At 71.3% G+C, this 25,111-nt stretch carries 23 protein-coding genes; 14 read left to right on the top strand and 9 right to left on the bottom strand.

Features of this window, described 5'->3' with window-relative positions; translation table 11 throughout:
- Window positions 1–30: 30 nt before the first annotated feature.
- Window positions 31–252 carry a hypothetical protein gene (locus tag PV419_RS10505; RefSeq protein WP_319687694.1) on the top strand — a complete coding sequence of 74 codons (222 nt, stop codon included), beginning with the start codon at window positions 31–33 and terminating at the stop codon, window positions 250–252.
- A 61-nt stretch (window positions 253–313) separates the two neighbouring features.
- Here PV419_RS10505 and PV419_RS10500 read toward each other — a convergent pair whose 3' ends face one another.
- Entirely contained in the window at window positions 314–3,826 is a 3,513-nt protein-coding gene (locus PV419_RS10500; RefSeq protein WP_319687693.1) for a S41 family peptidase, read from the bottom strand.
- Between the two features lie 178 nt (window positions 3,827–4,004).
- On the opposite strand from PV419_RS10500, the gene PV419_RS10495 reads away from it, so the two are divergent.
- The 8 genes from PV419_RS10495 (at window position 4,005) to PV419_RS10460 (ending at window position 13,596) form a co-directional block, all read left to right on the top strand.
- Complete coding sequence (locus PV419_RS10495; protein ID WP_319687692.1) at window positions 4,005–4,610, top strand: TetR/AcrR family transcriptional regulator; 606 nt, start codon at window positions 4,005–4,007, stop codon at window positions 4,608–4,610.
- Window positions 4,611–4,757: 147 nt separating this feature from the next.
- Window positions 4,758–7,022, top strand: coding sequence for an MMPL family transporter (locus PV419_RS10490; protein WP_319687691.1), 2,265 nt, complete (start codon window positions 4,758–4,760; stop codon window positions 7,020–7,022).
- 216 nt (window positions 7,023–7,238) lie between these two features.
- Complete coding sequence (locus PV419_RS10485; protein ID WP_319688162.1) at window positions 7,239–8,543, top strand: energy-coupling factor ABC transporter permease; 1,305 nt, start codon at window positions 7,239–7,241, stop codon at window positions 8,541–8,543.
- A 1-nt stretch (window position 8,544) separates the two neighbouring features.
- Window positions 8,545–9,309, top strand: a complete 765-nt coding sequence (gene cbiQ / locus PV419_RS10480) for a cobalt ECF transporter T component CbiQ (protein WP_319687690.1) — start codon at window positions 8,545–8,547, stop codon at window positions 9,307–9,309.
- Entirely contained in the window at window positions 9,306–10,139 is an 834-nt protein-coding gene (locus PV419_RS10475; RefSeq protein ID WP_319687689.1) for an ABC transporter ATP-binding protein, read from the top strand. The genes cbiQ and PV419_RS10475 overlap by 4 nt, the downstream gene beginning before the upstream one ends.
- A gap of 24 nt (window positions 10,140–10,163) precedes the next feature.
- On the top strand, window positions 10,164–11,420 hold the full coding sequence (locus tag PV419_RS10470) for a serine hydrolase domain-containing protein (RefSeq protein WP_319687688.1): 1,257 nt from the start codon (window positions 10,164–10,166) through the stop codon (window positions 11,418–11,420).
- A 305-nt stretch (window positions 11,421–11,725) separates the two neighbouring features.
- Window positions 11,726–12,820: a serine hydrolase domain-containing protein gene (locus PV419_RS10465; RefSeq protein ID WP_319687687.1), complete on the top strand. Its 1,095-nt coding sequence runs from the start codon at window positions 11,726–11,728 to the stop codon at window positions 12,818–12,820.
- Complete coding sequence (locus PV419_RS10460; protein ID WP_319687686.1) at window positions 12,820–13,596, top strand: MerR family transcriptional regulator; 777 nt, start codon at window positions 12,820–12,822, stop codon at window positions 13,594–13,596. Before PV419_RS10465 ends, PV419_RS10460 begins: the two co-directional genes overlap by 1 nt.
- A 15-nt stretch (window positions 13,597–13,611) precedes the next feature.
- Here PV419_RS10460 and PV419_RS10455 read toward each other — a convergent pair whose 3' ends face one another.
- A complete protein-coding gene (locus PV419_RS10455) occupies window positions 13,612–13,794 on the bottom strand; it encodes a hypothetical protein (RefSeq protein ID WP_319687685.1) in 183 nt (60 codons plus the stop codon).
- Window positions 13,795–13,834: 40 nt separating this feature from the next.
- Window positions 13,835–14,428, bottom strand: coding sequence for a Tn3 family transposase (locus tag PV419_RS10450; protein ID WP_319687684.1), 594 nt, complete (start codon window positions 14,426–14,428; stop codon window positions 13,835–13,837).
- Window positions 14,429–14,536: 108 nt separating this feature from the next.
- On the opposite strand from PV419_RS10450, the gene PV419_RS10445 reads away from it, so the two are divergent.
- Window positions 14,537–14,776, top strand: coding sequence for a hypothetical protein (locus PV419_RS10445; RefSeq protein WP_319687683.1), 240 nt, complete (start codon window positions 14,537–14,539; stop codon window positions 14,774–14,776).
- A 16-nt stretch (window positions 14,777–14,792) separates the two neighbouring features.
- Here the strand turns inward: PV419_RS10445 and PV419_RS10440 are convergent, their stop codons facing one another.
- From PV419_RS10440 to PV419_RS10415, 6 genes are all read right to left on the bottom strand, one after another.
- Complete coding sequence (locus PV419_RS10440; RefSeq protein ID WP_319687682.1) at window positions 14,793–16,952, bottom strand: ATP-binding protein; 2,160 nt, start codon at window positions 16,950–16,952, stop codon at window positions 14,793–14,795.
- Window positions 16,953–17,222: 270 nt separating this feature from the next.
- Window positions 17,223–17,846, bottom strand: coding sequence for a DUF6879 family protein (locus PV419_RS10435; protein WP_319687681.1), 624 nt, complete (start codon window positions 17,844–17,846; stop codon window positions 17,223–17,225).
- Window positions 17,839–18,108 carry a hypothetical protein gene (locus PV419_RS10430; protein ID WP_319687680.1) on the bottom strand — a complete coding sequence of 90 codons (270 nt, stop codon included), beginning with the start codon at window positions 18,106–18,108 and terminating at the stop codon, window positions 17,839–17,841. The genes PV419_RS10435 and PV419_RS10430 overlap by 8 nt, the downstream gene beginning before the upstream one ends.
- A 137-nt stretch (window positions 18,109–18,245) precedes the next feature.
- Entirely contained in the window at window positions 18,246–18,446 is a 201-nt protein-coding gene (locus PV419_RS10425) for a hypothetical protein (RefSeq protein WP_319687679.1), read from the bottom strand.
- The gene (locus tag PV419_RS10420; RefSeq protein ID WP_319687678.1) at window positions 18,443–19,195 is read right to left on the bottom strand and encodes a response regulator transcription factor; all 753 of its coding nucleotides are present in this window, start codon (window positions 19,193–19,195) and stop codon (window positions 18,443–18,445) included. The genes PV419_RS10425 and PV419_RS10420 overlap by 4 nt, the downstream gene beginning before the upstream one ends.
- Window positions 19,192–20,493, bottom strand: a complete 1,302-nt coding sequence (locus PV419_RS10415; protein ID WP_319687677.1) for a sensor histidine kinase — start codon at window positions 20,491–20,493, stop codon at window positions 19,192–19,194. Before PV419_RS10415 ends, PV419_RS10420 begins: the two co-directional genes overlap by 4 nt.
- 134 nt (window positions 20,494–20,627) lie before the next feature.
- Here PV419_RS10415 and PV419_RS10410 point away from each other — a divergent pair, with 134 nt between their 5' ends.
- The 4 genes from PV419_RS10410 to PV419_RS10395 all read left to right on the top strand — a co-directional run bounded on the left by PV419_RS10410 (window position 20,628) and on the right by PV419_RS10395 (window position 25,007).
- Window positions 20,628–21,536 carry an ABC transporter ATP-binding protein gene (locus PV419_RS10410; RefSeq protein ID WP_319687676.1) on the top strand — a complete coding sequence of 303 codons (909 nt, stop codon included), beginning with the start codon at window positions 20,628–20,630 and terminating at the stop codon, window positions 21,534–21,536.
- Entirely contained in the window at window positions 21,533–22,369 is an 837-nt protein-coding gene (locus PV419_RS10405) for an ABC transporter permease subunit (RefSeq protein ID WP_319687675.1), read from the top strand. The genes PV419_RS10410 and PV419_RS10405 overlap by 4 nt, the downstream gene beginning before the upstream one ends.
- 214 nt (window positions 22,370–22,583) lie before the next feature.
- Window positions 22,584–24,020: a hypothetical protein gene (locus PV419_RS10400; RefSeq protein WP_319687674.1), complete on the top strand. Its 1,437-nt coding sequence runs from the start codon at window positions 22,584–22,586 to the stop codon at window positions 24,018–24,020.
- A gap of 36 nt (window positions 24,021–24,056) precedes the next feature.
- Entirely contained in the window at window positions 24,057–25,007 is a 951-nt protein-coding gene (locus PV419_RS10395; protein ID WP_319687673.1) for a DNA-binding response regulator, read from the top strand.
- Window positions 25,008–25,111: the final 104 nt, after the last annotated feature.

The raw sequence follows: 25,111 nt of genomic DNA, 5'->3' as shown, positions 1-25,111 counted from the left end.
ATCCTCCGCCACCCCATGAGGAGTGACACGATGGCCAGCAAGGACCAGTTCAACGAGAAGGCCCGGCAGGCGAGGCGCAAGGCGCAGGACCAGGACGACCGGAGCCAGGACGCCCAGCCCGGGCGGCAGGCGCAGCAGCAGCCGCAGCAGCGGCGTGAGCAGCCGCCGCGCGAGAGCCGTGGGCCCGCTCCTCGGGACCGGGAGGAAGGCGTCGAGGACCAGGCCCCCTCCGAGGAGACCGAGGAGATGTGACCCTGGCGGGCCTTGACGGACCTCGGTGGGGCGCATCCCTTCACGGGTGCGCCCCATTTGCTCAGCCGCTCCTCGGCGGCAGCTTGGGGCGCCGCAGGTCCGGTACGTCCGAGTAGTCGGGCGGCGTCGCCGCCGGGTGGCGTTCCAGCAGGTCGAGCGCCGTACGCACCGCGACGCCCAGCTGCGGGTGGCGACCCTCCGCCCAGTCCAGCGGCGAGCGCAGCGCCTCGATGTCCGGCTCCACGCCGTAGTTCTCGACCCCCCACCCGTACGCGTCGAACCACGCGGCGTTCATCGGCACCGTGATCGATGTGCCGTCCGCGAGCCGGTGGTGGCCGGTCATGCCGACCACGCCGCCCCAGGTGCGCAACCCCACCACCGGGCCGATGCCCTGGATCTTGAAGGCTGCCGTGATCATGTCGCCGTCGGAGGAGGTCGCCTCGTCCGCGACCGCGACGATCGGGCCGCGCGGCGCGTTGCTGGTGTACGAGACGGGCTCGGCGTGGCGGGTCAGGTCCCAGCCCATGATGGTGCGGGTGAGCTTTTCGACGACGAGCTCGCTGATGTTGCCGCCCGCGTTGCCCCGTACGTCCACGATCAGCGCGGGCAGCGACACCTCGCTGCGCACATCGCGGTTGAACTGGGCCCAGCCCGAGCCGCCCATGTCGGGGATGTGCAGATAGCCGCACCGCCCGTCGCTCAACTCGCGCACCACCGCGCGCCGCTTGGCCACCCAGTCCTGGTAGCGCAGCGGCCGGTCGTCGATGAGCGGCTGGACCGCGACGCGGCGCGCCGGGGCCGCCCTGTCGGTGGCCTCGTCAGCGGACCCGTCGGGGGACACTTCGGGGGCCTCGTCGGGGGACACTTCGGGGGACTTTTCGGCGGGCTGGAAGGTGAGTTCGACCGTGGTGCCGCCGGCGGCGGCGAGCAGCGGGAAGGGGCCGGTCACCGGGTCCACCGGGCGGCCGTCGACATGCGTGAGCGTGGCGCCCTCGCGGATGCCGGTGCCGGCGAGCGGCGAACGCGCCCGGGAGTCGGAGGACTCGCCGGGCAGGATGCGGGAGACGGTCCAGCGCCCGTCCTTCGTGCGCGTGAAGTTGGCGCCGAGCAGGCCGATGGGGCGCTGGTAGTGGGCCGGACCCTCGTTGCGGCGGGCCGGGATGACGTACGCGTGCGAGGTGCCGAGCTCGCCCTGCACCTCGCGCAGCAGGTCGGCGAACTCGTCGGGGGAGGCTACCCGTTCGACCAGCGGGCGGTACTGGTCGAGCGCCCCGTCCCAGTCGACGCCGCACATCTCCGGCTCCCAGTAATAGGCGCGGGTGATCCGGCCCGCCTCGTCGTATGCCTGCCGCCACTCGGCGGCCGGGTCGACGGTGTGCTGGATGCGCCGCATGTCGATGTGGACGGTGGCGTCGCTGTCGGCGGACTCCGTGGCGGGCACCGCCCGCAGATCGCCCTCGTCGTTGACCACCAGCCGGGTGCCGTCGCCGCTGACCGCGAACCAGTCCAGGTCGTCGGTGAGTTCGGTGCGCTTGGCCTTGACCAGGTCGAAGTGTTCGAGGGTGGGGCGGGAGGAGGTCTCGGCCGGGTTGGCGAAGGTCTCGCCGAGCGCGCCGGAGATCGGCCAGCGCAGCCACACCAGACCGCCGCCGCTGACCGGGCACAGAGCCGAGTACTTCGAGGCGGCCACCGGGAAGGCCGTGACCCGGCTCGACAGGCCCTCCACCTCGATCGTGACCGTGCCCTCGGCCTCGCCGTCACCGTCGCCGCTGCCCGTGTACGCGCTGTCCAGATCGAGGCCGCCCGCCGCCGGGCGGCCCTCGGGGGAGAGCGCGAAGGGGGACGGGGTCGCGGAGGACAGCGGTACGAGGTAGGGGCGGCAGCCGAGCGGGAAGGACAGGTCGCCGGTGTGCACGTCGTAGACGGGGTCGAAGCCGCGCCAGGACAGGAACGCCAGATACCGGCCGTCGCGCGTGAAGACCGGCTCCTCGTCCTCGAACCGGCCGCTGGTCACGTCCACGACCGTCCGGTCCGCGAGCCGCGCGATCTTTATCTGGCGCAGTGAGCGGCCGATGCCGGGGTGCGACCAGGCCAGCCAGGCGGAGTCGGGGGAGAACGCGAGTTCGCGCACCGGGCCGTTCGTCGACCGGATCAACTCGCTGACCTCGTCGACGTCCGGTATGCCGGGCGAGGTCGAGGGGTCCGGCGAGGTGTCCGGTGCCGCATCCGACGCCGTATCCGATGCCGCGTCCTGTGAAGGAGGCGTGTCCGGCGAAGGCTCAGCTTCTGGAGCGCTGCCCACCGTCGTGTCCACCAACAGCAGCCGCCCGTCGTGCGCCGCCACCGCCAGCCGCTTGCCGTCCGGCGACGCGACCATCTCGCGCACCCGCCCGAGCCGGCCCACCGCCAGCCGCCGCCGCTCCTCCGGGCCGCTCGCGCGCGGCAGATACGCGATCTCGATGGCGTCCTCGCCCTCGGCGTCCGTCACATACGCCACGCGCCCGCTGTCGCCCAGCATCTCCGGCAGCCGGACCCGTACGCCGGGGGTGTCGGCGAGGGTGCGGGCGGGGCCGTCGCGGTGGGTCAGCCAGTACAGGCTGCCCCGTACACACACCGCGCTCGCCCGGCCCGTGGTGTCCACGGACAGCGAGTTGACGTGGGAGGCGGCCGGGATCTGGTACGGGCGGCGCCCGGTGCGCGCCCCGCCGAGCCGCACGTCCAGCCGGCGCGGCTCGGCGCGCGGGCCCAGGTCCTCGACCAGCCACAGGTCGCCGGCGCACTGGTAGACGACGCGCGAGCCGTCGGTCGAGGCGTGGCGGGCGTAGAAGTCGGCGTGGTCGGTGTGGCGCCGCAGGTCGGAGCCGTCGGGCAGACAGGAGTAGAGGTTGCCGATGCCCTCGTGGTCGGAGAGGAACGCGATCCGGCCCGCGACGAACATCGCCGAGTCCAGGTGCCCGTTCAACTCCGGCACCAGGCGTGTGCCGTGCAGCCACAGCCGACCCGTCGCGCCGCCCCGGTAGCGCTTCCAGGAGGCGGGCTCGTGCGGGGGTGTGCCGGTCAGCAGCAGGGTGCGGCGCTCGCCGTCGACGTCGGCGACCGCGATGTCCGAGACCGGGCCCCAGGGCAGCCGTCCGCCGGGGCTGCCGTCGGTGGGCAGGCTGTAGGCCCAGGAGAAGTGCGAGAGCGGCTGGTCGTGGGAGGAGACGGCCAGGATGTGGGAGGTGCCGTCCTGGTCGGGGGGCGTCCAGCCGCAGACGCGGGCGTCCGTGCTGCCCCAGTACGTCAGGCGCCGCGCCGCGCCGCCGTCGGCCGGGACGAGATGGATCTCCGGGTCGAGGCTGCGCCAGGTCGTGAACGCGATGTGCGAGCCGTCGGGGGAGAAGCGGGGGTGCCCCACGCGGGTGCGGTCGACCGTCAGCCGCCAGGCCCGCCCGGGGGGCTCGCCGGGAGCGGCCAGGGGTGTCACCCACAGGTCGTCCTCGGCGGCGAAGCAGAGCAAGTCGTCGTGCAGGTGCGGAAACCGGAGATATGCGCCGTCGCCTCGGCCCGACGCGTTCGACAAAGCATCGCCCACCCCACCATCCTTCCGGGCCGGCCCCTTCAGGGCAACTCGGTCTTGTGACGCATGCCACGAACGAAACGGGTCCGTTTCGTGTGGCGCCGAACAGAACTGCGCTTACGCTGTAGGTGTACGAAACCGTTTCGTTCGGACCTTCGAAGCGGGGACGCTCCCGTTGTTCGGAAAGGAGGACATGATGCAGGCACTGGACCGACGCCGCAGCAGGCTGTCCCCCGAGCGGGAGAGCGAGCTGTACGAAGCCGTCATGGCCCTCCTCGCCGAGGTCGGCTACGACGCGCTCACCATGGACGCCATCGCGGCCCGTACCCACTCCAGCAAGGCCACGCTCTACCGGCAGTGGAAGAGCAAGCCGCAGCTGGTCGCCACCGCACTGCGCCACACCAAACCCGTCTCGCTCGAGGACATCGACACCGGCTCGCTGCGCGGCGATCTGCGCGAGATGGTGCGGTGCGGCGACGAGGCCCGGGAGCGGGACACGGCTCTGATGCGGGGCCTGGCGCTGGCCGTCCACCACAACCCCGATCTGCTCGAGGCGCTGCGTGAGCTCCTGATCAGGCATGAACTCCGCGCCTTCGACGCGGTGCTCAGGCGCGCGGTCGACCGGGGAGAGGTCGCCCCGGACCGCCCCGCCCTCAAGTACACCCTGCACATGATGGTCGGCGCCTTCACCACCCGGACTCTGATCGAGGCCGAGGAGCCGGACATCGACTACCTCTTCGACTACATCGACGCCGTGGTCCTCCCCGCCCTCGGCGTCCGGTCTCCAGCCTCCCCCTGAGGCGCCCCTCTCCCTCTCCCCACTCGCGTTGGCACCCCCCTCCGCGCCCCCACAACCTCATAGAGCTCCAGTCGGCGCGCCGCTCTCGTCGCCGTCTGGTTCCCCACCCCTGCCAGTAACGCCTACTCGACGGGAGCACCTCTCCTCGTGGCCACGTTCCTCTACAAACTCGGCCGATTCGCCTTCCGGCGACGCCGGTTCGTCGCCCTGATATGGGTGGCGCTCCTCGCGGTCGCCGGTGTCGGGGCCGCCACCGCCTCACCACCCTCCAACGACAGCTTCTCCATCCCGGGCACGGAGGCACAGAAGGCCTTCGACGTACTGGAGCAGCGCTTCCCCGGCGGCAACGCGCAGGGCGCCACCGCCCGTGTGGTCTTCCGGGCACCGGCCGGCGAGAAGATGACCGACGCGGCCAACAAGCGCGCCGTTGAGAAGACCATCCGCGAGCTCCGGTCGAGTTCGGACGAGGTCGCCAGGGTCGCCGACCCGTACAAGACGGGCGGGGTCAGCAAGAACGGCACCACGGCATACGTCCTGACCTCTTACAAGGTCAGCGCCATGGAGCTGGAGGACAAGACGCGGGACGCGCTGAAGGAGGCGGGCCAGGACGCCCGCGCCTCGGGGCTGACGGTGGAGATCGGCGGTGACGCGCTGCAGGAGATGCCGGAGACCGGCGCCACCGAGGTCATCGGTATCGCGATCTCGTCGGTTGTCCTCCTCATCACCTTCGGCTCGCTGGTCGCCGCCGGACTGCCGCTGCTCACCGCGATCATCGGGGTCGGCATCGGGATCTCCGGGATCACCGCGCTCGCCACCACCCTCGGGCTCTCCAGTACGACCTCGACGCTGGCGATGATGATCGGCCTCGCGGTGGGCATCGACTACGCACTGTTCATCGTCTCGCGCTACCGGGCCGAACTGGCCGAGGGGAAGGAGCGCGAGGAGGCCGCCGGGCGCGCGGTGGGCACCGCGGGATCCGCGGTGGTCTTCGCCGGGCTCACCGTCGTCATCGCCCTCGCCGGCCTCGCGGTCGTCAACATCCCGATGCTGTCCAAGATGGGCTTCGCCGCGGCGGGCACGGTGGTCATCGCCGTCCTCATCGCGATCAGCCTCATCCCGGCCCTGCTGGGGTTCGCGGGCAACAAGGTGCTGCCCCGCAAGGTCCGCAAGGCCGCCAAGAAGGGCAGCCAAGAAGGGGGCGAGGGCCAGGACGCGGGCGAGGAGAAGCCCAACGCGGGCACCCGCTGGGCCCGTTTCGTGCTGCGCCGCCCGGTGATGGTGCTGCTGGTGGCTGTGCTCGGCCTCGGCGCCGCCGCGCTCCCCGCCGCCAGCCTGGAGCTCGGCCTGCCCGACGACGGCTCGCAGCCGACCAGCACCACCAAGCGCCAGGCGTACGACCTGATGTCCAAGGGCTTCGGCCCGGGCTTCAACGGACCGCTGATGGTGGTCGTCGACGCCAAGGGCAGCGACGACGCCAAGGGCGCGGCGGAGCAGGTCCGCCGGACCATCCACGACGTGGACGGCGTCGCCTCGGTCAGCAAGCCCCAGTTCAACAAGGCCGGTGACACCGCGACGCTGACGGTGATCTCCAAGTACAAGCCGAGCAGCGTCGACACCGAGCACGTCGTGAACCACATCCGGGACGAGGCTGCGTCCATCAAGTCCGGGACCGGCGCCGAGATGCTGGTGACCGGGCAGACGGCGATGAACATCGACGTCTCGCAGAAGCTGAACGACGCGCTGCTGCCCTACCTGGGGCTGGTCGTCGGGCTGGCCTTCCTGCTGCTGATGGTGGTCTTCCGGTCGCTGCTGGTGCCGCTCAAGGCGGCCCTCGGCTTCCTGCTGTCCGTCGTGGCGGCGCTGGGCGCGGTCGTCGCGGTCTTCCAGTGGGGCTGGGGCGGGAGCCTGTTCAACGTCGAGGAGCCCGGCCCGATCATGAGCATGATGCCGATCTTCATGATCGGTGTCGTCTTCGGCCTGGCGATGGACTACGAGGTCTTCCTCGTGACCCGGATGCGCGAGGCGTATGTCCACGGCGAGCGGCCGGGCCAGGCCGTGGTCACGGGCTTCCGGCACGGGGCCCGGGTGGTCACCGCGGCCGCGGTCATCATGATCAGCGTCTTCGCCGGGTTCATCGGCTCGTCCGAGTCGATGGTGAAGATGATCGGCTTCGGCCTCGCCATCGCGGTGTTCTTCGACGCGTTCATCGTCCGTATGGCCATCGTGCCGGCGGTGCTCGCGCTGCTCGGCAAGTCCGCGTGGTGGCTGCCGCGCTGGCTGGACAAGGCGCTGCCGAACGTGGACGTGGAGGGCGAGGGGCTGCGCAAGCAGCTCGACCCGGGCACCGCGGGGCGTGAGGAGCGTGCCGGTCGGGATGAGCGTGATCCCGACGCGGATCTGACCCGGGTGTAAGCCCGGCCCCGGTTGCGGCGGCGGCCCTTCGCGAATGCGCGGAGGGCCGCCGCCGCCGTATGTGTGACGTGTGCGCGACGTGTGTGCGGCGATTTTCGCGGGTACAGCGCTCTTGCTAATAGCTTGCAATAACGGGTTACCATCATCGCGCGGATCACCGGATGAGCGGATTCCGTGGATGAAGCGGACCCCCCGGCGCAGAAGCGGAGCCCCGTCATGCATGTCCCCGACGGATTCATCAACGCCCCGGTGTCCGTGGCGACGGGCGTGATCGCGGCGGCGGCGGTCGCCGTCAGCCTGCGCGGCGCCCGGCGGGAGCTGGACGGCTCCAGTGGCTCTGTTGGTTCTGTCGGCTCTGTCGGCTCGGGGGGTGAGCGCACCGCGCCGCTGGCCGGTCTCGTCGCCGCGTTCATCTTCTCCGTACAGATGCTGAACTTCCCCGTCGCGGCCGGGACCAGCGGGCATCTGCTCGGCGGGGCGCTGGCCGCGATACTCGTCGGCCCGTACACGGGCGTGCTGTGCGTCTCCGTGGTGCTGCTCATGCAGGGCGTGCTCTTCGCGGACGGCGGCCTCACCGCGCTCGGGGTCAACATCACGGACATGGCGGTGGTCACCACGGTGGTGGCGTACGCCGTCTTCCGCGGCACCCTGAAACTCGCCCCCCGACGGCGCCGCTCGGTGACCGTCGCCTCCTTCGTCGCCGCGCTGGTCTCCGTACCGGCCGCGGCCGTCGCCTTCACCGCGATCTACGCGCTCGGCGGTACGACCCATGTCTCGCTCGGCAAGGTCTTCACCGCGATGGTCGGCGTCCATGTGCTGATCGGCATCGGCGAGGCCGCGATCACGGCCCTGACGGTGGGCGCGGTGGTCGCCGTACGGCCTGACCTGGTGTACGGCGCCCGGGGGCTGACGCGCACCCTGGAGATCCGCACCGCGGCGGTGGCCGCCCCGGCGCGGCCTGCGGCGGAGGCCGATGACGCGGCGCCCGCCGCCTCGGCCGCGGTCTCCGCGGCGACGGCCGCATCGGCCGTGGGCGGCGTCGCCGCTCGGGCTGCTGAACGCGATGAGGAAGCGGGAGCCGCGCCCAGCGGCGCGGCCGCCGCCGATGCCGGCGCGGTTGCCGCGCGGGCGGCTCGGCCCGGTGGTGAGGCGGCGCCGCCCATGGCGGCGGCGCGGCGATCCACGCGGCGGGTGTGGGCGGTCGGGGTCGCGGCGGCACTGCTCTGTGCCGGGGTGGTGAGCTTCTACGCGTCGGCCAGCCCCGACGGCCTGGAGAAGGTCGCCCACGACAACGGCATCGACAAGAAGACCGAGGACCACGCCGCCAAGGACTCCCCGTTCGCCGACTACGGCGTCAAGGACATCACCGACGCCCGGCTCTCCGGCGGCCTGGCGGGGGTGATCGGGGTCGGCGCGACCCTCGCCGTGGGTTCCGGGCTGTTCGTCGTCGTACGGCGCCGCGCCAAGAAGGCCGCGGGGCCCGCCGCCATCCCGTCCGCACACGACTCCGAGACGGTCTGACATGGGCGCGGGCCACGCCCACAAGCTCTACCGGGAGGGCCGCTCGCCGGTGCACGCCCTCCCTCCGCAGTGCAAGATCGCCGCGGTGCTCTGCTTCGTGCTGGTCGTCGTCTCCACGCCGCGCGAGGCCGTGTGGGCCTTCGGGGTGTACGCGGTGGCGCTGGCGGCGGTCGCGGCGGTGGCGCGGATTCCGGCGGGGTATGTGCTGCGGCGGCTGCTGATCGAGATCCCTTTCGTGGCCTTCGCCGTGCTGATGCCGTTCGTCGCGGAGGGCGAGCGCGTGGCGGTGCTCGGGATGGAGCTCAGCCGCCCCGGCCTGTGGGGCGCCTGGAACATCCTGGCCAAGGGCACGCTCGGGGTCGCCGCGTCCGTGCTGCTGGCCTCCACGACCGAGCTGCGCGCCCTGCTGCTGGGGCTGCAGCGGCTGCGGATGCCGTCGCTGCTGGTCCAGATCGCGTCGTTCATGATCCGCTATGGGGACGTCATCGCGGACGAGATGCGGCGGATGCGGATCGCCCGCCAGTCGCGCGGCTTCGAGGCGCGCGGGGTGCGCCAGTGGGGCGTGCTCGCCAAATCGGCCGGGGCGCTGTTCATCCGCTCGTACGAGCGCGGCGAGCGGGTCCACCTGGCGATGATCAGCCGGGGCTATGCGGGCACGATGCCGGTGATCGACGATATGACGGCGACCCGGGCCCAGTGGCTGTTTGCCGGGGCCCTCCCGCTGACCGCTCTGGTGGTCTGCCTGACCGGATGGATATGGATATGACCGGCTCCCCGACGGAAACGACCGCCGAGACCACCCCGCCCTCCCACGCGCCCTCCCACGCGCCCTCCCACGCGCCCTCCCACGCGCCCTCCCTCCGGGTATGCGGCCTGGCCTATGCCTACCCCGACGGCCACCAGGCCCTCTTCGGCGTCGACCTGACCGTCGCCCGCGGCGAGCGCGTCGCGCTGCTCGGGCCCAACGGGGCGGGCAAGACCACCCTGGTCCTGCACCTCAACGGCATTCTGGGCGCGGGCGCCGGGTCGGTCACGGTGGCCGGGCTGCCGGTCGCCAAGGCCAATTTGGCCGAGATCCGCCGCCGCGTCGGCATCGTCTTCCAGGACCCCGACGACCAGCTGTTCATGCCGACGGTGCGCGAGGACGTCGCGTTCGGCCCGGCCGCGGCCGGGCTGCGCGGCGCGGAACTGGAGCAGCGGGTGGTCACGGCCCTGGAGCGGGTCGGCATGGCCGAGTTCGCCGACCGCCCGCCGCACCACCTCTCCTTCGGCCAGCGGCGGCGCGTGGCGGTCGCGACCGTCCTGGCCATGGAGCCGGAGATCCTGGTGCTGGACGAGCCCTCCTCCAACCTGGACCCCGCCTCGCGCCGCGAACTGGCCGACATCCTGCGCTCCTTGGACGTCACGGTGCTGATGGTCACCCACGACCTGCCGTACGCGCTGGAGCTGTGCCCGCGCTCCGTGGTGCTCAGCGGCGGAGTGATCGCCGCCGACGGCCGTACCCAGGACCTGCTGTGCGATGAGGCCCTGATGCGGGAACATCGACTGGAGTTGCCCTTCGGCTTCGACCCCCGCTCGGTGACGGCCCCGGTCTGAGGCATCCGGCGGGGGCGATGCACCATGGGGGTGCACGCATCGCCCTCGGCATGGTGGGAGTACGGATCAGTGGTGGACGTCCAAGGCACGGTGGCCGACGGATTCGAACCAGTCCGGGACGCCTTCGTGGACAACTTCGACCGGCGCGGCGAGCGCGGTGCGGCCGTGGTCGTGTACCGGGAGGGCCACAAGGTCGTCGACCTGTGGGGCGGTACGAAGGATGTTCAGGGGGGCGCGGACGGCGAGCCGTGGACCCAGGACACCGCGCAGGTCGTCCGGTCCGTCACCAAGGGCATCGCCGCCGCCGTACCGCTGCTGCTCCACCAGCGCGGCCAGCTCGACCTGGACGGCCGGGTCGGCACGTACTGGCCGGAGTTCAAGGCGAACGGCAAGGAGCGGGTGCTCGTACGGCATCTGCTCAGCCACCGCGCCGGGGTGCCCGTGCTGGATAACCCGCTGGCCCCCGTCCAGGCCATCGACGGCTTCCACGGCCCGCGGGCGGTCGCCGCCCAGCGGCCCGTATGGGAGCCGGGCACCGCCCACGGCTACCACGCGCAGACCTACAGCTGGCTGATCGGCGAGCTGGTCCGGCGGGTCACCGGGCGCACCATCGGCCGCTGGATAGCCGAGGAGATAGCCCGGCCGCTCGGGCTCGACCTGTGGCTCGGGCTGCCGGACGAGCAGCGCGGCCGCGTCGGCCGGATCGGGCCCGTGGAGGCCCCGCCCGCGCCCGCCGCGCAGGGCCCGCGGCTGCGGCCCAAGCGGTCGGTCGCCGAGGCGTACCAGAATCCCGACTCGCTCACCCGGCGCGCCTTCGAGGCGATCAGCCCGGCCCCGGACGAGAACGACCCCGCCTATCTCGAGGCCGAACTGCCCGCCTCGGGCGGCGTGGCCACCGCCGACGCGCTGGCCCGCTTCTACGCGGCGCTGATCGGCCCGCTGCCCTCGGACCCGCTGCCCCCGGCGGGCCCCCTGCGGTCCGGCGGCCGCCTCTTCGCGCCCGCGACGGTGACCCTGGCCCGTACGGAAGAGTCCGCGGGGCCGGACGAGGTGCTGGTCGTCGGCACCCGCTTCGGGCTCGGCTACATGCTGCACGGCCCGGCCTCCCCGCTCCTCACCCCCGGCTCCTTCGGCCACCCGGGCCGCGGCGGCTCCCTCGCCTTCGCCGACCCCGACGCGGGCATCGGCTTCGGCTATGTCACCAACGGCATGCAGCGCGGAGTCACGGCCGACCCCCGCGCACAGGCACTGGTGCGGGCGTTGCGGGCCGCTCTTCAGTGACCTTCGCCCGCACCGGCTCCCGGCGGCGGCCCGTGCGACGGTTGGTGGTGCGCCGGGGCCAGGCCGTCCCGGCCAGGGACCGCATGCGGCCGGCGGCGGTTTTTGGGAGCCGGAGCAGTCCCGACACGGGTCAGCGAAGCGGGCGGCCAGGATCCGGACTGGGGCCGGGAGTCCTCCCTGCCAGCCACGCCGACTGGAAGGGACCGTGGGCTGGATCACAGTTGAGGTTGACCTTGGGGCAGGGTGGACGCTCGTCGCATCGGCATACGACGCCGACCCGGGCACAACCGATGTGAAGGAGCAACATGTCCACCAACCTTTCCGGCCAGGGGCAGGATCGTCCGGAGCTGCAGAAGGCGATCGAGGAGTTGGCCGAGTCCGGTTTCGTAGGGATCCAGCTCCGGGTGAATGACGAGCAGGGCGAGTGGGTTGGCAGCGCCGGTGTGCGCGAGCTGGGTCAGAGCGCCAAGCCACTGACGAACGGGCACTTCCGCGTCGGCAGCAGCACCAAGAACTTCGTCGCCACCTCGGTGCTCATGCTGGTGGCCGAGGGCAGGATCGGCCTGGATGCCCCGGCCGATGACTACCTGCCTGAGTTCGGTCTCGACCGGCGGATCACTGTGCGGATGCTGCTGCAGCACACCAGCGGGATCTTCAACCACACCGGCGAGCTCTACGAGGACGGGACGATCGTGCTGGGGGTCCCCTGGCAGGGCAAGGAGTGGGTGGACAACCGGTTCAAGACCTACCTGCCCGAAGAGCTGGTGCGGCTGTCGTTGTCCAAGCCGATGCGGTTCGCGCCGGGTACGGGCTGGAGCTACGCCAACACCAACTACGTGCTGGCCCGGCTGGTGGTCGAGAAGGTTACCGGCCGTTCGTTCGCCGAGGAGTTGCAGCGGCTGATCCTGGGGCCGCTGGCGATGACCGGCACCGTGGCGCCGGGCGCCTCGCCGGAGATCCCCGAGCCGCACAACCACGGCTACTACCGCTACGAGGACGCCGGGCAGGAGCGGACGGTCGATGTCACCCGTCAGAACCCGTCCTGGGTCGGAGCCGGCGGCGACATGATCTCGACCACCGAGGATCTGCACACGTACTTCTCCGCGCTGATGGGCGGCAAGCTCCTGTCGGCCGAGCTGCTGGCAGAGATGCGCACGCCGGAGGCGACGGTCGGCTATGGCCTGGGAGTGTTCGCGCAGGAAACGGAGGGCGGCACCGTCTTCCACCACAACGGCGCCACCATGGGCTCGGCGGCGCTGATGTACGGCGCCCCGGACGGCAGCAAGACCCTGACCGCCGGGCTGACCTGGGTGGACGACGCCGACCTGTCGATAGCACCGGCATTCCAGACCGCCCAGCAGCGTTTCGTCGACGCGGTGTTCTGCGGCAAGCTGGGCTGATGAGGAACGGGGTCACGATCGGGCAGGCGGCGGCCTTCGTCGGCGTCACGGTGAAGACGGTGCGGCACTACCACAAGCTCGGCCTGGTCGCGGAGCCGGAACGTGACAGCTCCGGCTATCGGCGGTACGGATCCGGCGAGCTGCTGCAGCTGGTGCAGGTACGGACGTTGGCAGCCGCAGGCGTGCCGCTGGCCGAGATCGGGCCCATGCTCGACGCCGACGCCGAGCAGTTCGGCTCCGCGCTCGCCGACGTCGAGCGGCAGCTCACCGAACGCATTGATGAGCTTGTCGCCCGCCGCGACACGCTGCACCGGCTCGCCGACGGCGACCGGGCGCTGCTGCCCGACCGCGCCTGCGCGATTCTGGACCGGATGCCTGGCCTCGGCTTCAGCCCTGACTTTGTGGCCGCGCAACGCGAGGCCCTGGTACTGGCCCGGGCGCTGGTGCCGGAGGGCTTCGACGGCTTCCTGACCCAGCTTGAACACGGGCTCGACGACCCTGAGTACGTCGACCTGATCAAGCGCGGCCTGGAGGCGGAGATCTGGGAACCGGACGACCCGAGGATCGAAGAACTCGCGACCGCCATGGCCGCCCGCTACCTCGCCAACCCCGCGCTGCTGGGAAATCACGCCAGCCTGCAGGCATGGGCCAAGGCTGCGGCCCAGTACAAGCTGATCAACAATCACCGCGAGGACCAGGCACCGATCTCAGCCCGGGTGACCGCGCTCACCGAGGCCAAACTCCGCTCCGTAGGCGTACCCGTCCCCCACCGATGAGGTCCTGGAAGTCCTTCATCGTGTCTCCGTACGTGATCGGCCGTCGGTGTCGGCCGGGGTGCGGGGGTGAGGCACAGTGGCGGCCGGCCCCAGGTCGAGGCGTTTGTTCATGTCCAGGTGGAAGGTGCCGTAGGGGTTGACATTGGACCAGAACAGCGCGGTCAGGCCGCGCCGGTCCTCCGCGCTCGTCCACGTCAACACCCTGCTGGTCCAGCAGGTCCTGGCCGAACCGGGCCGGTCAGGGCGCCGTCTTTGCCGTAGTGCAGCACGGTGTTCGCCGAGTTCCAGTTCTCGACGACCTGAAGCCCGCCGTGGATCTCCCGGCGCAGGCCAGGTAGTCGCAGGCGAAGATCGTGCGCACTGCGCGGCCGAGTTCTTCGAGCGCGGCGTAGGTGGGGTGCTTGGGGCCGCCGCGGGTGAAGCGCCGCAGCACCTGCTCGGCCTCCGCCGTCCCGAGGCGGAGCGCGGTGGCGTACTTGACCATCTGGTCGTACCGCTGCTCGATCAGCTCCCAGCGGATCGGCCGCGTCAGCGTGGCACCGAGCGCCGGCCAGCCTGGCGGGGTGTCGTCCGGGCGGTACAGGCGGATGCTGCCGATGTTCTTCAGCCTTGGCAGCAGACGGAAGTTCAGCAGCTCGGTGCAGGCGAAACCGACCACGGACGCGCCATGCGTGTCGACGTAGTTGGACTCGATCTCGGCATCCGTGCAGTGCCGCAGGCGCGAGCAGTCGACGCCGGACGTATGGCCGCCCCGCGTCCCCTCCCAACGAACGCGCCGCAACGCGCGGCATGCTTCGCCCCCGTCGGCACCACCGACAGAGTGGGTGGACACGGGCCCGCTCGTACGGGCCCACGTGATCGTGCATGAGGAACGGAAGCACGCCCTTTCGCTCCGCCTGGGCATGGCCGGACCGGCCACCGGCCCGAGAGGGGCAACCCGATGACCGAACACGCACGGGCGGACGATGAGACTTCCGCTGGCGCGCAGTACCGTCCCGCGAGCGCCGACAAGAACCCGGCCCGCGAGGCTGAGTCGCAGGCATGGTCCGCGTTTATCACGCATGCCGCAGTCTGCAAGGACCGGTGCCGGACACACGGTGAAGACTGCGACACGGCGGCAGGGCTGCGCACAGTCTGGCGTGCGGCACGCGCCGAAGTCTTTCACCAAGACCTGAAGTGACGCTCGCCATCAGCTGTCATTCCCCGGGTTCGGCCAGTTGCCTCTCCACATGTGAGCGCACGGCCATGGCCCGGGGATCGGCATACGGAGCCAGGTGCGTCAGGGCCTCGGCCCAGTGAGCGCGAGCCGCCTCGGCGTCTTCTGGTTGGACGGCTGCCGCCAGGTGGTCGAGCTCCACGGCGAGTTCCCACGTGTCCCCGAGGTCGCTGTGGACGGCTGCGGCCTGGCGGTGGAAGGCAGCAGCGTCGCCTTGGCGGCCTGTTCCGGCGTACGTCTGCCCCGTGCCGCGCCAGGCCAGGGCTTCGCGACCGCGATCACCGAGGCGTCGGTGGAGCATGGCTGAGCGCTGGTAGGAGGCCAGAGCATCGCCGTGCTGTCCGTTGGCGCGCTGAATGTCGCCGAGGGTGAGGAGCCAGAAGGCTTCCAGCCCACGATTGCGCAGGCTCAGTGCGATCTCGAGAGCTTCGTCGATGGCCTGGCGGGCCGCCTCGGTCTCGTCTTGCTCACGACGGAGTTTCGCGGTGAGCCACAGAGCGTTGCCCACGCTCTGCTGGTTGTCCAGGGAACGGTGAGCGGCGAGGGCGGTTTCGATCGCGTCGTCCGCCTCCCGGAGGCGGCCCGCTTCCAGGTGGGTGCCGGCGAGGTTGGACAGAGCGGAGGCAGCCCAGCGGTCACCGTTCACTTCGCGGAAGATGTCGATGGCCTGCGCGAAGTGTTCGGCGGCGGCGTCGAGTCGACGGGTACGCAGGTGGATGAGCCCCATGAGGTTGAGGGCATGCGCCTCATCCATGGGTATTCCGGCACTGCGGGCGAGGAGGAGCGCGCGGTCCAGGTAGTGCACTGCCCTGTCGAGCTGGGATACGGATCGGTACGACATACCGAGCTGGTTGAGCAGCAGAAGCTGTCCGTCCGTATCGTCCACGCGCTCGGCGGACGCCAGACCGATGAGCCCGAAGTCAAGCCAGTCCGCGAAGGATGCCGAAGCGGACAACGCATTCCACAGCGTTGCGGTCAGCTGCCAGGCGTGCTCGTGCAGCCCGGCGGCGGCAGCGGATCGTACGAGGTGAGGGAAGGCGATGCGTTCGCGTTCTGCCCAATCGGCGGCGGCGTCGTAGTCGGAGAATTCCAGGGGTGGCAGAAGCGTGGTCGTCTCGGACAGCCGCACGTGGTCTTCGCCGGGCTGGAGCCACGTCTGTGCCGCGTCCGCAGTGTGCAGGTACCAGTCCAGCACGCGACGCAGGGCGGCTTCCCGCTGCTCGGCCGGTTCCTCATCGTTGGCCTGGTCGGAGGCGTAGGCGCGCAGGAGGTCGTGGAACTGGAAGCGGTCGGGACCGCTCTGCTCCAGCAGGTGGGCGCCGACGAGGTCGTCGAGGAGTTGCCGGGTGCGGGTGAGGGGCAGGTCGGCGAGCGCAGTGGCGGCGTGGAGCCCGAACTCGGGCCCCGGGTGCAGGCCAAGGAGCCGGAACAGCCGCCCGGAGTGCGGCGGCAGCGTGCGGTAGGACCACGCGAAGACCGTACGGACGGCCTCGGCCTCTTCGTCCATTCCCGTGCTGAGCGCGTCCCAGAGCGCGGACTCGTCACGCAGGTCGGCAAGCAAGTCGTCGAGTCGGAGATGAGGGTGGCTGGCTGCTCGCTCTGCGGCTATACGCAGTGCGAGCGGGAGGCGCGCGCACAGCCTGGCCAGCTCCGAAAGCTTGTCCTGGTCGTCTCCCGCTCGGTAGTCCCGTGTGACAGCCTGCAGTAGTTCGACGGCTTCCGGTTCGGGAAGCACACCGAGGGTGATCCTGCGGGCGCCTTCGCGTACGGCGAGGCCGGCCAGGCGGTTGCGGCTGGTCACCACGGTGAGGCTGTCCCCGCCGCCGGGGAGCAGCGGGCGCACTTGGCCGACGGTGGCGGCATTATCGAGCAGGATGAGCATCCGGCGGTCGGCGAGAAGGGAACGGTAGAGGGCGGCAGCGTCGTCCACGTCCTGCGGTATGTCGCCCGAGGCCACGCCGAGCGCGCGCAGGAAACGGCGTAACGCCTGCTCGGCGGTGACGGGCTCTCCCGGATCGTAGCCCCGGAGATTCACGAAGAGCTGGCCGTCCGGGAAGCGGTCTTTCACCTGGTGAGCCCAGCGCAGGACCAGCGAGGTCTTGCCTGCCCCCGCCGTGCCGACCACCACATGCACGGACACGCGGGCTTGGCCGCCGTCCCGTCCGGGGAGAATGGCATGCAACTGGGCTTGTTCATCATTCCGGTTGACGAAAGTGTAAACGTCGGCAGGAAGCTGACGAGGGACGGTCCGCGGACGGTCGGACGCTTCCGGTGCCTGGTGGAAGTGGATGTCACCAGTGACATTCCCCGCCTGGACGACATCGCGGGACGAGCCGGAGAGGTCGTTGGCCGAGTCTCCGGGCGAACCGTTGGCGTCTGCCGACGTGCCGATGAGTGCGTCCTCTCTGGGTCAAGCCGCCGGGGGCGGCGACAGCGGCGCGACGGCGCGGTCGAAGTAGGAGGCGATGTCTTCCGCAGTTGCGTAGGCCTCCCGCACGTACTCCGTCCACGGTTCGACGATGTCCGGGTCGGTGAAGCGGATCGCGCCGTCCGGCACCCCGGTGTCGGAGTACAGGACGCGGAAGAGCACCTTGCCGTCCTGAATGGTCAGTTCCGGGAGCAGTCCGTCCGTCTCGGCCGAGGCGATCATCCCATCAGGCAGGATCCGCACCCGCTCCCCGTACTCGGCACTGATCCGCAGCGTATGCAGCTCCCACTGCACGTATGGGGTCAGCGGCTCCTCGACCACCCGTACGCGGTGGAACACCGAGCCACGGGCCTCTTCGTCCGCTTGGATTCCGCGCAGGTTCTCACGGCCTTCTTCGAGTAAGCGCAGTGCCATGTCCCAGTCGCCGCGTCGCAGTGCGTCACGGGATGGAACGCCCACCTCCTCGAAGTGCTGGAGCCGTTCAAGCTTCCAGGACTCGCCGTTGCGGATGGCCGCATCCCGGGCGCGGAAATCCCGAAGGTACTCCTCGCGCCCGAGTCGTTGCCCGCGCTCTACGGGGAGCGCGGGAGCGCGAACGTCAAGCATCGGGGATGTCCGGCTTCGCCGCGCTGAGCATGTTGCCGGGAATGACGACGATCCGTTCGTCGGCCCCGACTGCCACGCCTTCCGGCAGGCGCGAACCGTAGTGAGCGGTCAGATCACGACCAATGACGGCGATGTCGCCGCTGCTGAGCTGCCAGATGTCCGGGCACTCCTCCCTGCCCGTAGAGTTGCCCAGCTCTTCCGCTGACGTGCCCAATCGCTTGACGAATAAGGCCGATGGGTCGGCTTCCCAGACGCGGGCCATGGCTGCCACCTCAGGTTCCCGATCGTAACGAAGAGTGACCATCACGGTACCGCACGCACCAGGACGCATGCACTACGTAATCGCGCCGTTGTGGATAGTCGCCTTCTGACCTGGGGCAGCACCTCGTTCTTCCGGTCTCAGGCACCGCCCCAGGTCATATTGGCGACGGCCACGAGCATGGCGAGGGTGATCCCCACCGCCTGGAGGACCTTCCCCCAGCCGGGCATCGGCTCGCCCCTCTTGGACGCCGAACGCGCGGTGAAGAAGGCAATCGCCAAAGTGACGAGGACCAAGGGGCCGAGCACTATGGACAGCCAATCGACTTGCACGGGAGTCATCGCGGATCTCCTTGTTCCACCTCGGTGACTGTCGGCACATCATCCGCGAGCGCCACCGGGACCCCTCCCGGGCGCGATGTGTGCGACGAGGACCCCGACGGCGCCACCAGGCCCGCCTCGTAGGCGAGGATCACCAGCTGCACCCGGTCGCGGGCGTCGAGCTTGGCGAGCAGCCGGGTCAGATAGGTCTTGGCGGTGGCGACGCTGATGCACAGCCGCTCGGCTATCTCGGCGTTGGACAGGCCGCTGCCGACCAGGGTCAGCACCTCGCGCTCACGGTCGGTGATGCCGCCCAGCTCCGCCCGGCGCGGGGGCGTGGCCGCGGGGCGGGCGGCGAACTCCTTGATCAGCCGGCGGGTGACGCCCGGGGCGATCAGGGCGTCCCCGGCGGCGACGACGCGGACCGCGGCGAGGATGTCGTCCAGGGCCATGTCCTTCACCAGGAACCCGGAGGCGCCGGCGCGCAGCGTCCCGTAGACGTAATCGTCGTCGTCGAAGGTCGTGAGGACAACCACGCGGGTTGCGCCGGGGCCCGTGGTGATCAGCCGGGTGGCCTCGATGCCGTCCATGCCGGGCATCCGGATGTCCATCACCACGACGTCCGGGGCGAGTTCGGCGGTCAGCCGGACCGCTTCGGCGCCGTCCCCGGCCTCGCCCGCGACCTCGACGTCGGGGGTGTCGGTGATGACCATCCGCAGGGCGGCGCGCACGAGGGGCTGGTCGTCGGCCAGTACGACACGGATGGTCATCCCGCTGCGGCCTCCGCTTTCGTCGCGGTCGCTGTCGTTGTAGTTGTCGCCGCCGGGAGCGGCAGCCGGGCCGCCACCCGGAAGCCGCCGCCGGGCCTGGGCCCGGCGGTGAAGTCGCCGTGCAGCAGGGCGACCCGCTCGCGCATGCCGACCAGGCCGTACCCCGTGTCCTGCCGGGTGTCCGCGCCGGTGCCCTTGCCGCGGTCGCGGACCTCGATGGCGAGCTCGTCCTCGCCGTAGTCGACGCTCACCCGGCAGGAGTCGGCGCCGGAGTGCCGTACGACATTGGTCACCGACTCCTGGATGATCCGGAACGCCGCGAGGTCGATGTCCGGGGGCAGCGGCCGGCGCCTGCCCTGCCACCACACCTCCACCCGGACCCCGGCGGCGGTCGTGGTCATGGCCAGCCGCTCCACGTCCGCGAGGCCCGCGGCCGGGTGCAGCGGCGCCCGGGCGGGCTGCTGTGCCCGGTCGGCTTCCCGGTTGGACTCGCCGTTGGCCTCTCGGTCCGCCTGGCGCAGCGCGCCCAGCATCCGCCGCAGCCCGGACAGCGTCTCGCGGCCCGTCTTCTCCACGGTGAGCATCGCCTCGCGGGCCTTGCCCGGCTGGGTCTCGATGACCCGGGCCGCGGCGCCGGCCTGCAGGGCGATGATGCCGATGCTGTGGGCCACCGTGTCGTGCATCTCGCGGGCGATCCGCAGCCGTTCGGCGGTGACGGCCTGGGCGGCGGTCTGGGCGTGCAACTCCTCGGTGTGGACGCGGGACTGGCGCACCGAGTTGCCGACGAGCCAGCCGATGACCACGGTCAGGGCGATGTACGGCTCGGGGATGACACCACCGTCGTGGATGCCCAGGCCCAGCCTCAGGACGACGTAGCAGGGCAGTGTGGCCAGCGCCGCCGCGGCGGCGATGAGCGAGCTACGCCGGGGCCGGACGACCGCGACGTAGCAGAGGGCGACGTCCACTCCAAGGTACTGCATGGGCGGGATCTGGTCCTGGCGCCACGCCAGCGTCGAGGCGACCGTTCCGGCCACCAGCAGCCCGTACCCCATCGAAGTCCTGCGGTGGAGCAGGGCACTTCCGGTCAGGACCAGGGCGAAGGCGACGGCGAGCAGCAGCTTGGCGGACAGGGGGTCCAGGCCCTGCCGGGGGTAGCTGAGCGAGTACTCCTGCCGCGGGGGCATCAGGACGTACTTCACGATGGGGTCCAACGCCGCCGCGAACCACACCAGCCCCGCCCACAGGCCCGGCGGTATGCGCTTGAGCAGCGGCAGCGGCAGAGGCGGAGAGGCGGACATGGCCAGATCGTAACCACGGGGCTGGAGGCCGGACATCGGACCGTGGCTGTACAACCAGGGTCGACACCGGCGCCCGGCGATTGTCAGCGGCGGGCCGACGACGGGCACGGCCGCCCACCGGCACCGTTGCCCACATGATCGAAGTCAACCGACTCACCAAGCGATACGGCGGCACGACGGCCGTCACGGACCTGACCTTCACTGTGGACCCCGGTCACGTGACCGGGTTTCTGGGGCCGAACGGCGCGGGCAAGAGCACCACGCTGCGGATGATCCTCGGCCTGCACGAGCCCACCAGCGGCACCGTCACCGTCGAGGGCCGCCCCTTCGCCTCCCGCCCCCGCGGGCTGCGCCACGTCGGCTCGCTGCTCGACGCGCAGGAGGTGCACGGCGGGCGCAGCGCGGTGGCGCACCTGTCCGCGCTGGCGCGCGGCAACCGCATCCCGCGGCGGAGGGTCGACGAGGTGCTGGAGCGGGTCGGTCTCGCCCAGGTCGCCCGGCGCCGCATCGGCGGCTTCTCGCTGGGCATGAAGCAGCGGCTCGGCATCGCGTCCGCGCTGCTGGGCGACGCGCCGGTGCTGCTCTTCGACGAGCCGCTCAACGGCCTGGACCCGGAGGGCGTGAAGTGGGTGCGGGAGCTGTTCCGGGGGCTGGCTGCCGAGGGGCGCACCGTGTTCGTCTCCAGCCATCTGATGTCCGAGATGGAGCACACCGCCGACCAGTTGATCGTCATCGGCCGGGGCGAGCTGATCGCGGCGGAGAGCCTTGAAGACTTCTCGGCCCGCGGTACCCGGCAGGGCGTCACGGTGGGCACGCCCGACACCGACATACTGCGTGACCTGCTCGCGGCTGAGGGCGCGGCGGTGCGCGCGGAGGGCGGGCTGCTCATCGTGACCGGGCTGAGCGCGGCCCGGATCGGTGAGATCGCGCTGGTGCACCGCATCCCGCTGCACCACCTCAGCGCCCGGTCCGCCTCCCTGGAGGAGGCGTTCATGGAGCTCACCGCCGACAGCGTCCAGTACCTCGCGGGGGACTCCCGATGACCGCGACGGCCGTGCACCTTCAAGCCGCCGAGCCCCGCTCCCGGTTCGGCGATCTGGTCGCCGCCGAGTGGATCAAGCTCCGGTCGCTGCGCTCGACCTGGATCGGGTACGGGGTGACCGCCCTGGTCGTGATCGGGTTCAACGTGGGCACCGCCTATGACACCTACAAGTACTGGTCGGAGCAGAACGCGGGGCACCGGGCCGACTTCGTCCGGGCCGGCATTCCGCTGGACGAGGCCTTCACCGTGAACGCCGCCACGGTCATGATGCTCGCGCTCGGCGCCCTCGGTGCCATGGCGATCGTCGGGGAATATGCCACGGGCACCATCCGTACGACGTTCGCGGCCGTTCCGGCGCGCCGTTCGGTGATGGCGGCCAAGGCGGTGGTGGTCACGGCGGTCACGGCCGTCTTCGGCGCGTTCGTCGCGGGGGTCTCGTTCGCCGCGACCCAGGCGATCCTGGACCAGCGGGGCGCGGGCGTCTCGCTCGGTGACCCGGGCGCGCTGCGGGTGGTGGTGGCGTCCGCGCTCCTCGCGCCGCTGTGCGCGCTCGTCGGCCTGGCGCTCGGCACGGTCATCCGGCAGACCGCGGGCACCATGATCGCCTCCGTCCTGGTTCTCCTGGTACTGCCGATGGTTCTCACCGACGGCCGCCACTGGTCGGCGGTCGCCTCCCATGACACGCTCTACCAGGCGTGGCGTCGGCTGGTGGCGGTTGATTACCACGCGCTGCACTACCCGTGGACGATCGGGGGAGCCTGGACCGTCTACGCGGTGTGGGCGGTCGCCGCGGCGGCGATCACCGTCGTCGGTGTGCACCGGCGCGATCAGTGAGCGGACGCGTGCCCCGGCGCGCGGTGAGCGCGCCGTACGCCCCCTGTTGACTCCGTGCGCCGCTGGGCACTCGCACAAGCGGGTTCCAGGGGCCAAGGGTCCCTATTCCACCGCCCCCCGTTTCCCCACACTGGAAGGCCTTCCGGCTGGTCGGCGCCCTCGCGGGCGGTGGGCCGCCGGGAGCAGGGGGGTTCGGGGGAAGCGGGGGAACCGCGTGGCTCTGCACCGGGGGCCGTCGCTTGCGCGGCCGGAGGAGCGGACGGAACAGGGGACCGAAGAGGGGCGTCGTGCGCCCGGCGCGAAGGTGCCGTACCGGCGGCGCAGACCGGGCGCCGCGCCGCCGGTCGACCGGCACCGGCTGGCCTGGCGCGACATGGAATGGCAGATGCTCCGCATCCTGCTGATCTTCCGGCTGATGCACGGCATCCAGCTGGCGGTGACCGTGCCCGGTATCGCCGGGCACACCCGGCACCCCGGCCGCGCGCTGACGCTGCTGCTCGCGGTGCTGGCCGAGTCACTGTGGTTCGTGCTGCACATCTTCCGCAACCACCGGCGCGTGCTCGCGCGGGACACCGGTGCGGAGCCGGACGCGGCGCGGTCCGCCGGAGCGGCGGAGCACGGGCCCACGGTGTACGACTCCACCACGGCGGCGGTCGAACTGGGCTCCGCCGTGGTCTTCTTATGGGCCTGCGCCCTGATCGTGGGGGAGAACCGGGCCGCGGACATGGCCCCGCTGCTGGTGCTGACCACCGAGCAGATCTCCGGCGCGGGCATCGGCTCGGCCCTCGGTCAGCGGCTGCGCGTGCTCGTCGGCGGCACGGCCGCCGTCGCCGCCTCGTACGCCGCGGTCATCGCCCTGGGCGACCCGTCGGCGCTGGGCCGCTCCGATGTGCTGATCGGGCTCACCGGCTATGTGGCGCTGGCCTACCTCATCCGGCGCGGCGGCCTCTTCCTGCTGCAACTGGGCGCCGACCTCGGCGATATGAGCCTGCAACTGCATGAACAGGAGCAGCGGAAACTGCTCGCCATCGAGCTGCACAACCACCTGGGGCACACCCTCAACGCCTTCCAGCGGGTCGACATCACCGACCCCGGGCAGCTCGACTCGCTGCGCAAGTCCGCGGTGGTGGCCCGGGAGCGGCTGGCCACCTTCATCGCCACCGGGCGGTTCAGCGAGGCGGTGCCGCTGATCGGCATGGTGCACCGGCAGGTCGCCCTGGCCACCAACGACCGGCTGACCGTGGAGCCGATCATCCCCGACCGCGTGGTCGGCGCGGCGGCCAGGATCCCGCCGTCCGAGGTGGAGCTGCTGGAGCCCGCTCTGCGGGCGCTGCTGATCAACGTGCCGCGCAGCGCGGGGGTGCATGACGCGGTGCTGCATGTGGATGTGATGCCCGCGCCGGAGAGCGGGGAGAGCGGGGAAGCCGGGGAGGGCGGCGATGTGGTGGAGCTGGTGGTCACCGACCACGGCGCCGGGTTCCCGCCGGAGGTGCTGGCGGCCGGGGTCAGCCGGATGAGGTCGCTCGCCGTCCACGAGCGGCTGCTGCGGGAGCGGGGCGGGGCGCTGCGGGTGCGGTCGGTCAGCGGGCTCACACAGGTGACGCTCACCCTCCCGGTGACGTCGGCCGCCCGCGCCCGGAAGAAGCCATAGAGCACATGCCGAGCCGAGCAAAAGGGGGGCGTCCGTATGACGTCGGAAGCGGAACGGGACGACCGGCAGCCGCTGCAGGTGGCGGTGGTCGAAGACCATGAGATGACCAGACGCGGCCTGGTGGAGGCGCTGAACGACGACCCGCGGCTCACCGTGGTCAGCGAGGTCGACTCGGTCAGGAAACTGCGCATCAGCGGCGCGGACTACGACGTGTGCGTGGCCGACCTGATGGGGGTGGCGACGGCCGAGGAGTTCGCCGAACTGGTGCGCCGCTCGGACGTGGTGGTGTGTACCGCGGCCGAGCAGTGGCGCCAGCGGGTGGCCCCCTGGGTGTGCGGGGCGAAGGCGGTGTTCGGCAAGACCGTGGGGCCCGCCGTGCTGGCCAACGCGGTCTGGGACGCCCGCCACCACCCGCACTGGCTCAAGCCCCACCTGGCCTCCGCCCTGGAGACGGCGGTGCGCGAGTGCGGGCTGACCCTCCCGGCGTACCTCGCCGAGGTGCTGTTCAAGACGGCCCGGGGCGGGCGCGTGCCGTGGATCCTGGAGGAGCTGGGCGTCGAGGAGGGCCAGTACCGCAAGGACCTGTCCGCCTTCCGGCAGCAGTGCGTCCAGGCCGGACTCGGCCAGCTCACCCTGCTGGACGCCCTCTACATGGCCGCGTCGGCCGAACAGGCGCCGCCCCGCGAGCCCGTGGTGTTCTCCGACTGGGCGGCGGGTCTGAGCGAGGGCCAGGTCCGGGTGTTGGAGTGGTACGCGGACGGCTACTCGTACGAGGAGTCGGCGGCCGCGCTGAATGTGAAGGTCTCGACGGTCAAGACCCAGATCGACCGGGCGATGACGGCGTGCGGGATCAGTTCGAAGCCCGCCGACGTCCGGATGATGTTCGCGATGTACGTGTGCTCCCGGCACACCAACCCCGACCTGCTGCTGCGCAGGCTCAACGCCCTGGGCGCGCACCCGCCCGGGAAGCTCACGGCGGAGCGGTGACCGACCCGGTGGGCTGTCGGTTTCTGTCCTGGCCGAGTCGGTCCCTGTCGTACCAGAGGACGACACGGGCGGGCGCGATTGCCCGCCCGCGCGGGGGACGAAGA

Origin of the sequence: Streptomyces sp. ME19-01-6 (assembly GCF_033793745.1) — a bacterium.
GTDB lineage: Bacteria > Actinomycetota > Actinomycetes > Streptomycetales > Streptomycetaceae > Streptomyces.
The sequence above is the reverse complement of the archived record's forward strand: the minus strand, read 5'-3'. Positions and strand labels throughout refer to the sequence as shown.

Bases quoted from the DNA above. Each gene is read 5' to 3' on its own strand.
- PV419_RS10415 (WP_319687677.1), bottom strand. From the start codon at position 20,493: ATGTCCGCCTCTCCGCCTCTGCCGCTGCCGCTGCTCAAGCGCATACCG.
- PV419_RS10460 (WP_319687686.1), top strand. From the start codon at position 12,820: ATGAGGAACGGGGTCACGATCGGGCAGGCGGCGGCCTTCGTCGGCGTC.
- PV419_RS10425 (WP_319687679.1), bottom strand. From the start codon at position 18,446: ATGACTCCCGTGCAAGTCGATTGGCTGTCCATAGTGCTCGGCCCCTTG.
- cbiQ (WP_319687690.1), top strand. From the start codon at position 8,545: ATGGGCGCGGGCCACGCCCACAAGCTCTACCGGGAGGGCCGCTCGCCG.
- PV419_RS10495 (WP_319687692.1), top strand. From the start codon at position 4,005: ATGATGCAGGCACTGGACCGACGCCGCAGCAGGCTGTCCCCCGAGCGG.
- PV419_RS10470 (WP_319687688.1), top strand. From the start codon at position 10,164: ATGGGGGTGCACGCATCGCCCTCGGCATGGTGGGAGTACGGATCAGTG.
- PV419_RS10420 (WP_319687678.1), bottom strand. From the start codon at position 19,195: ATGACCATCCGTGTCGTACTGGCCGACGACCAGCCCCTCGTGCGCGCC.
- PV419_RS10485 (WP_319688162.1), top strand. From the start codon at position 7,239: ATGCATGTCCCCGACGGATTCATCAACGCCCCGGTGTCCGTGGCGACG.
- PV419_RS10465 (WP_319687687.1), top strand. From the start codon at position 11,726: ATGTCCACCAACCTTTCCGGCCAGGGGCAGGATCGTCCGGAGCTGCAG.
- PV419_RS10405 (WP_319687675.1), top strand. From the start codon at position 21,533: ATGACCGCGACGGCCGTGCACCTTCAAGCCGCCGAGCCCCGCTCCCGG.
- PV419_RS10445 (WP_319687683.1), top strand. From the start codon at position 14,537: ATGACCGAACACGCACGGGCGGACGATGAGACTTCCGCTGGCGCGCAG.
- PV419_RS10505 (WP_319687694.1), top strand. From the start codon at position 31: ATGGCCAGCAAGGACCAGTTCAACGAGAAGGCCCGGCAGGCGAGGCGC.
- PV419_RS10410 (WP_319687676.1), top strand. From the start codon at position 20,628: ATGATCGAAGTCAACCGACTCACCAAGCGATACGGCGGCACGACGGCC.
- PV419_RS10435 (WP_319687681.1), bottom strand. From the start codon at position 17,846: ATGCTTGACGTTCGCGCTCCCGCGCTCCCCGTAGAGCGCGGGCAACGA.
- PV419_RS10430 (WP_319687680.1), bottom strand. From the start codon at position 18,108: ATGGCCCGCGTCTGGGAAGCCGACCCATCGGCCTTATTCGTCAAGCGA.
- PV419_RS10475 (WP_319687689.1), top strand. From the start codon at position 9,306: ATGACCGGCTCCCCGACGGAAACGACCGCCGAGACCACCCCGCCCTCC.
- PV419_RS10395 (WP_319687673.1), top strand. From the start codon at position 24,057: ATGACGTCGGAAGCGGAACGGGACGACCGGCAGCCGCTGCAGGTGGCG.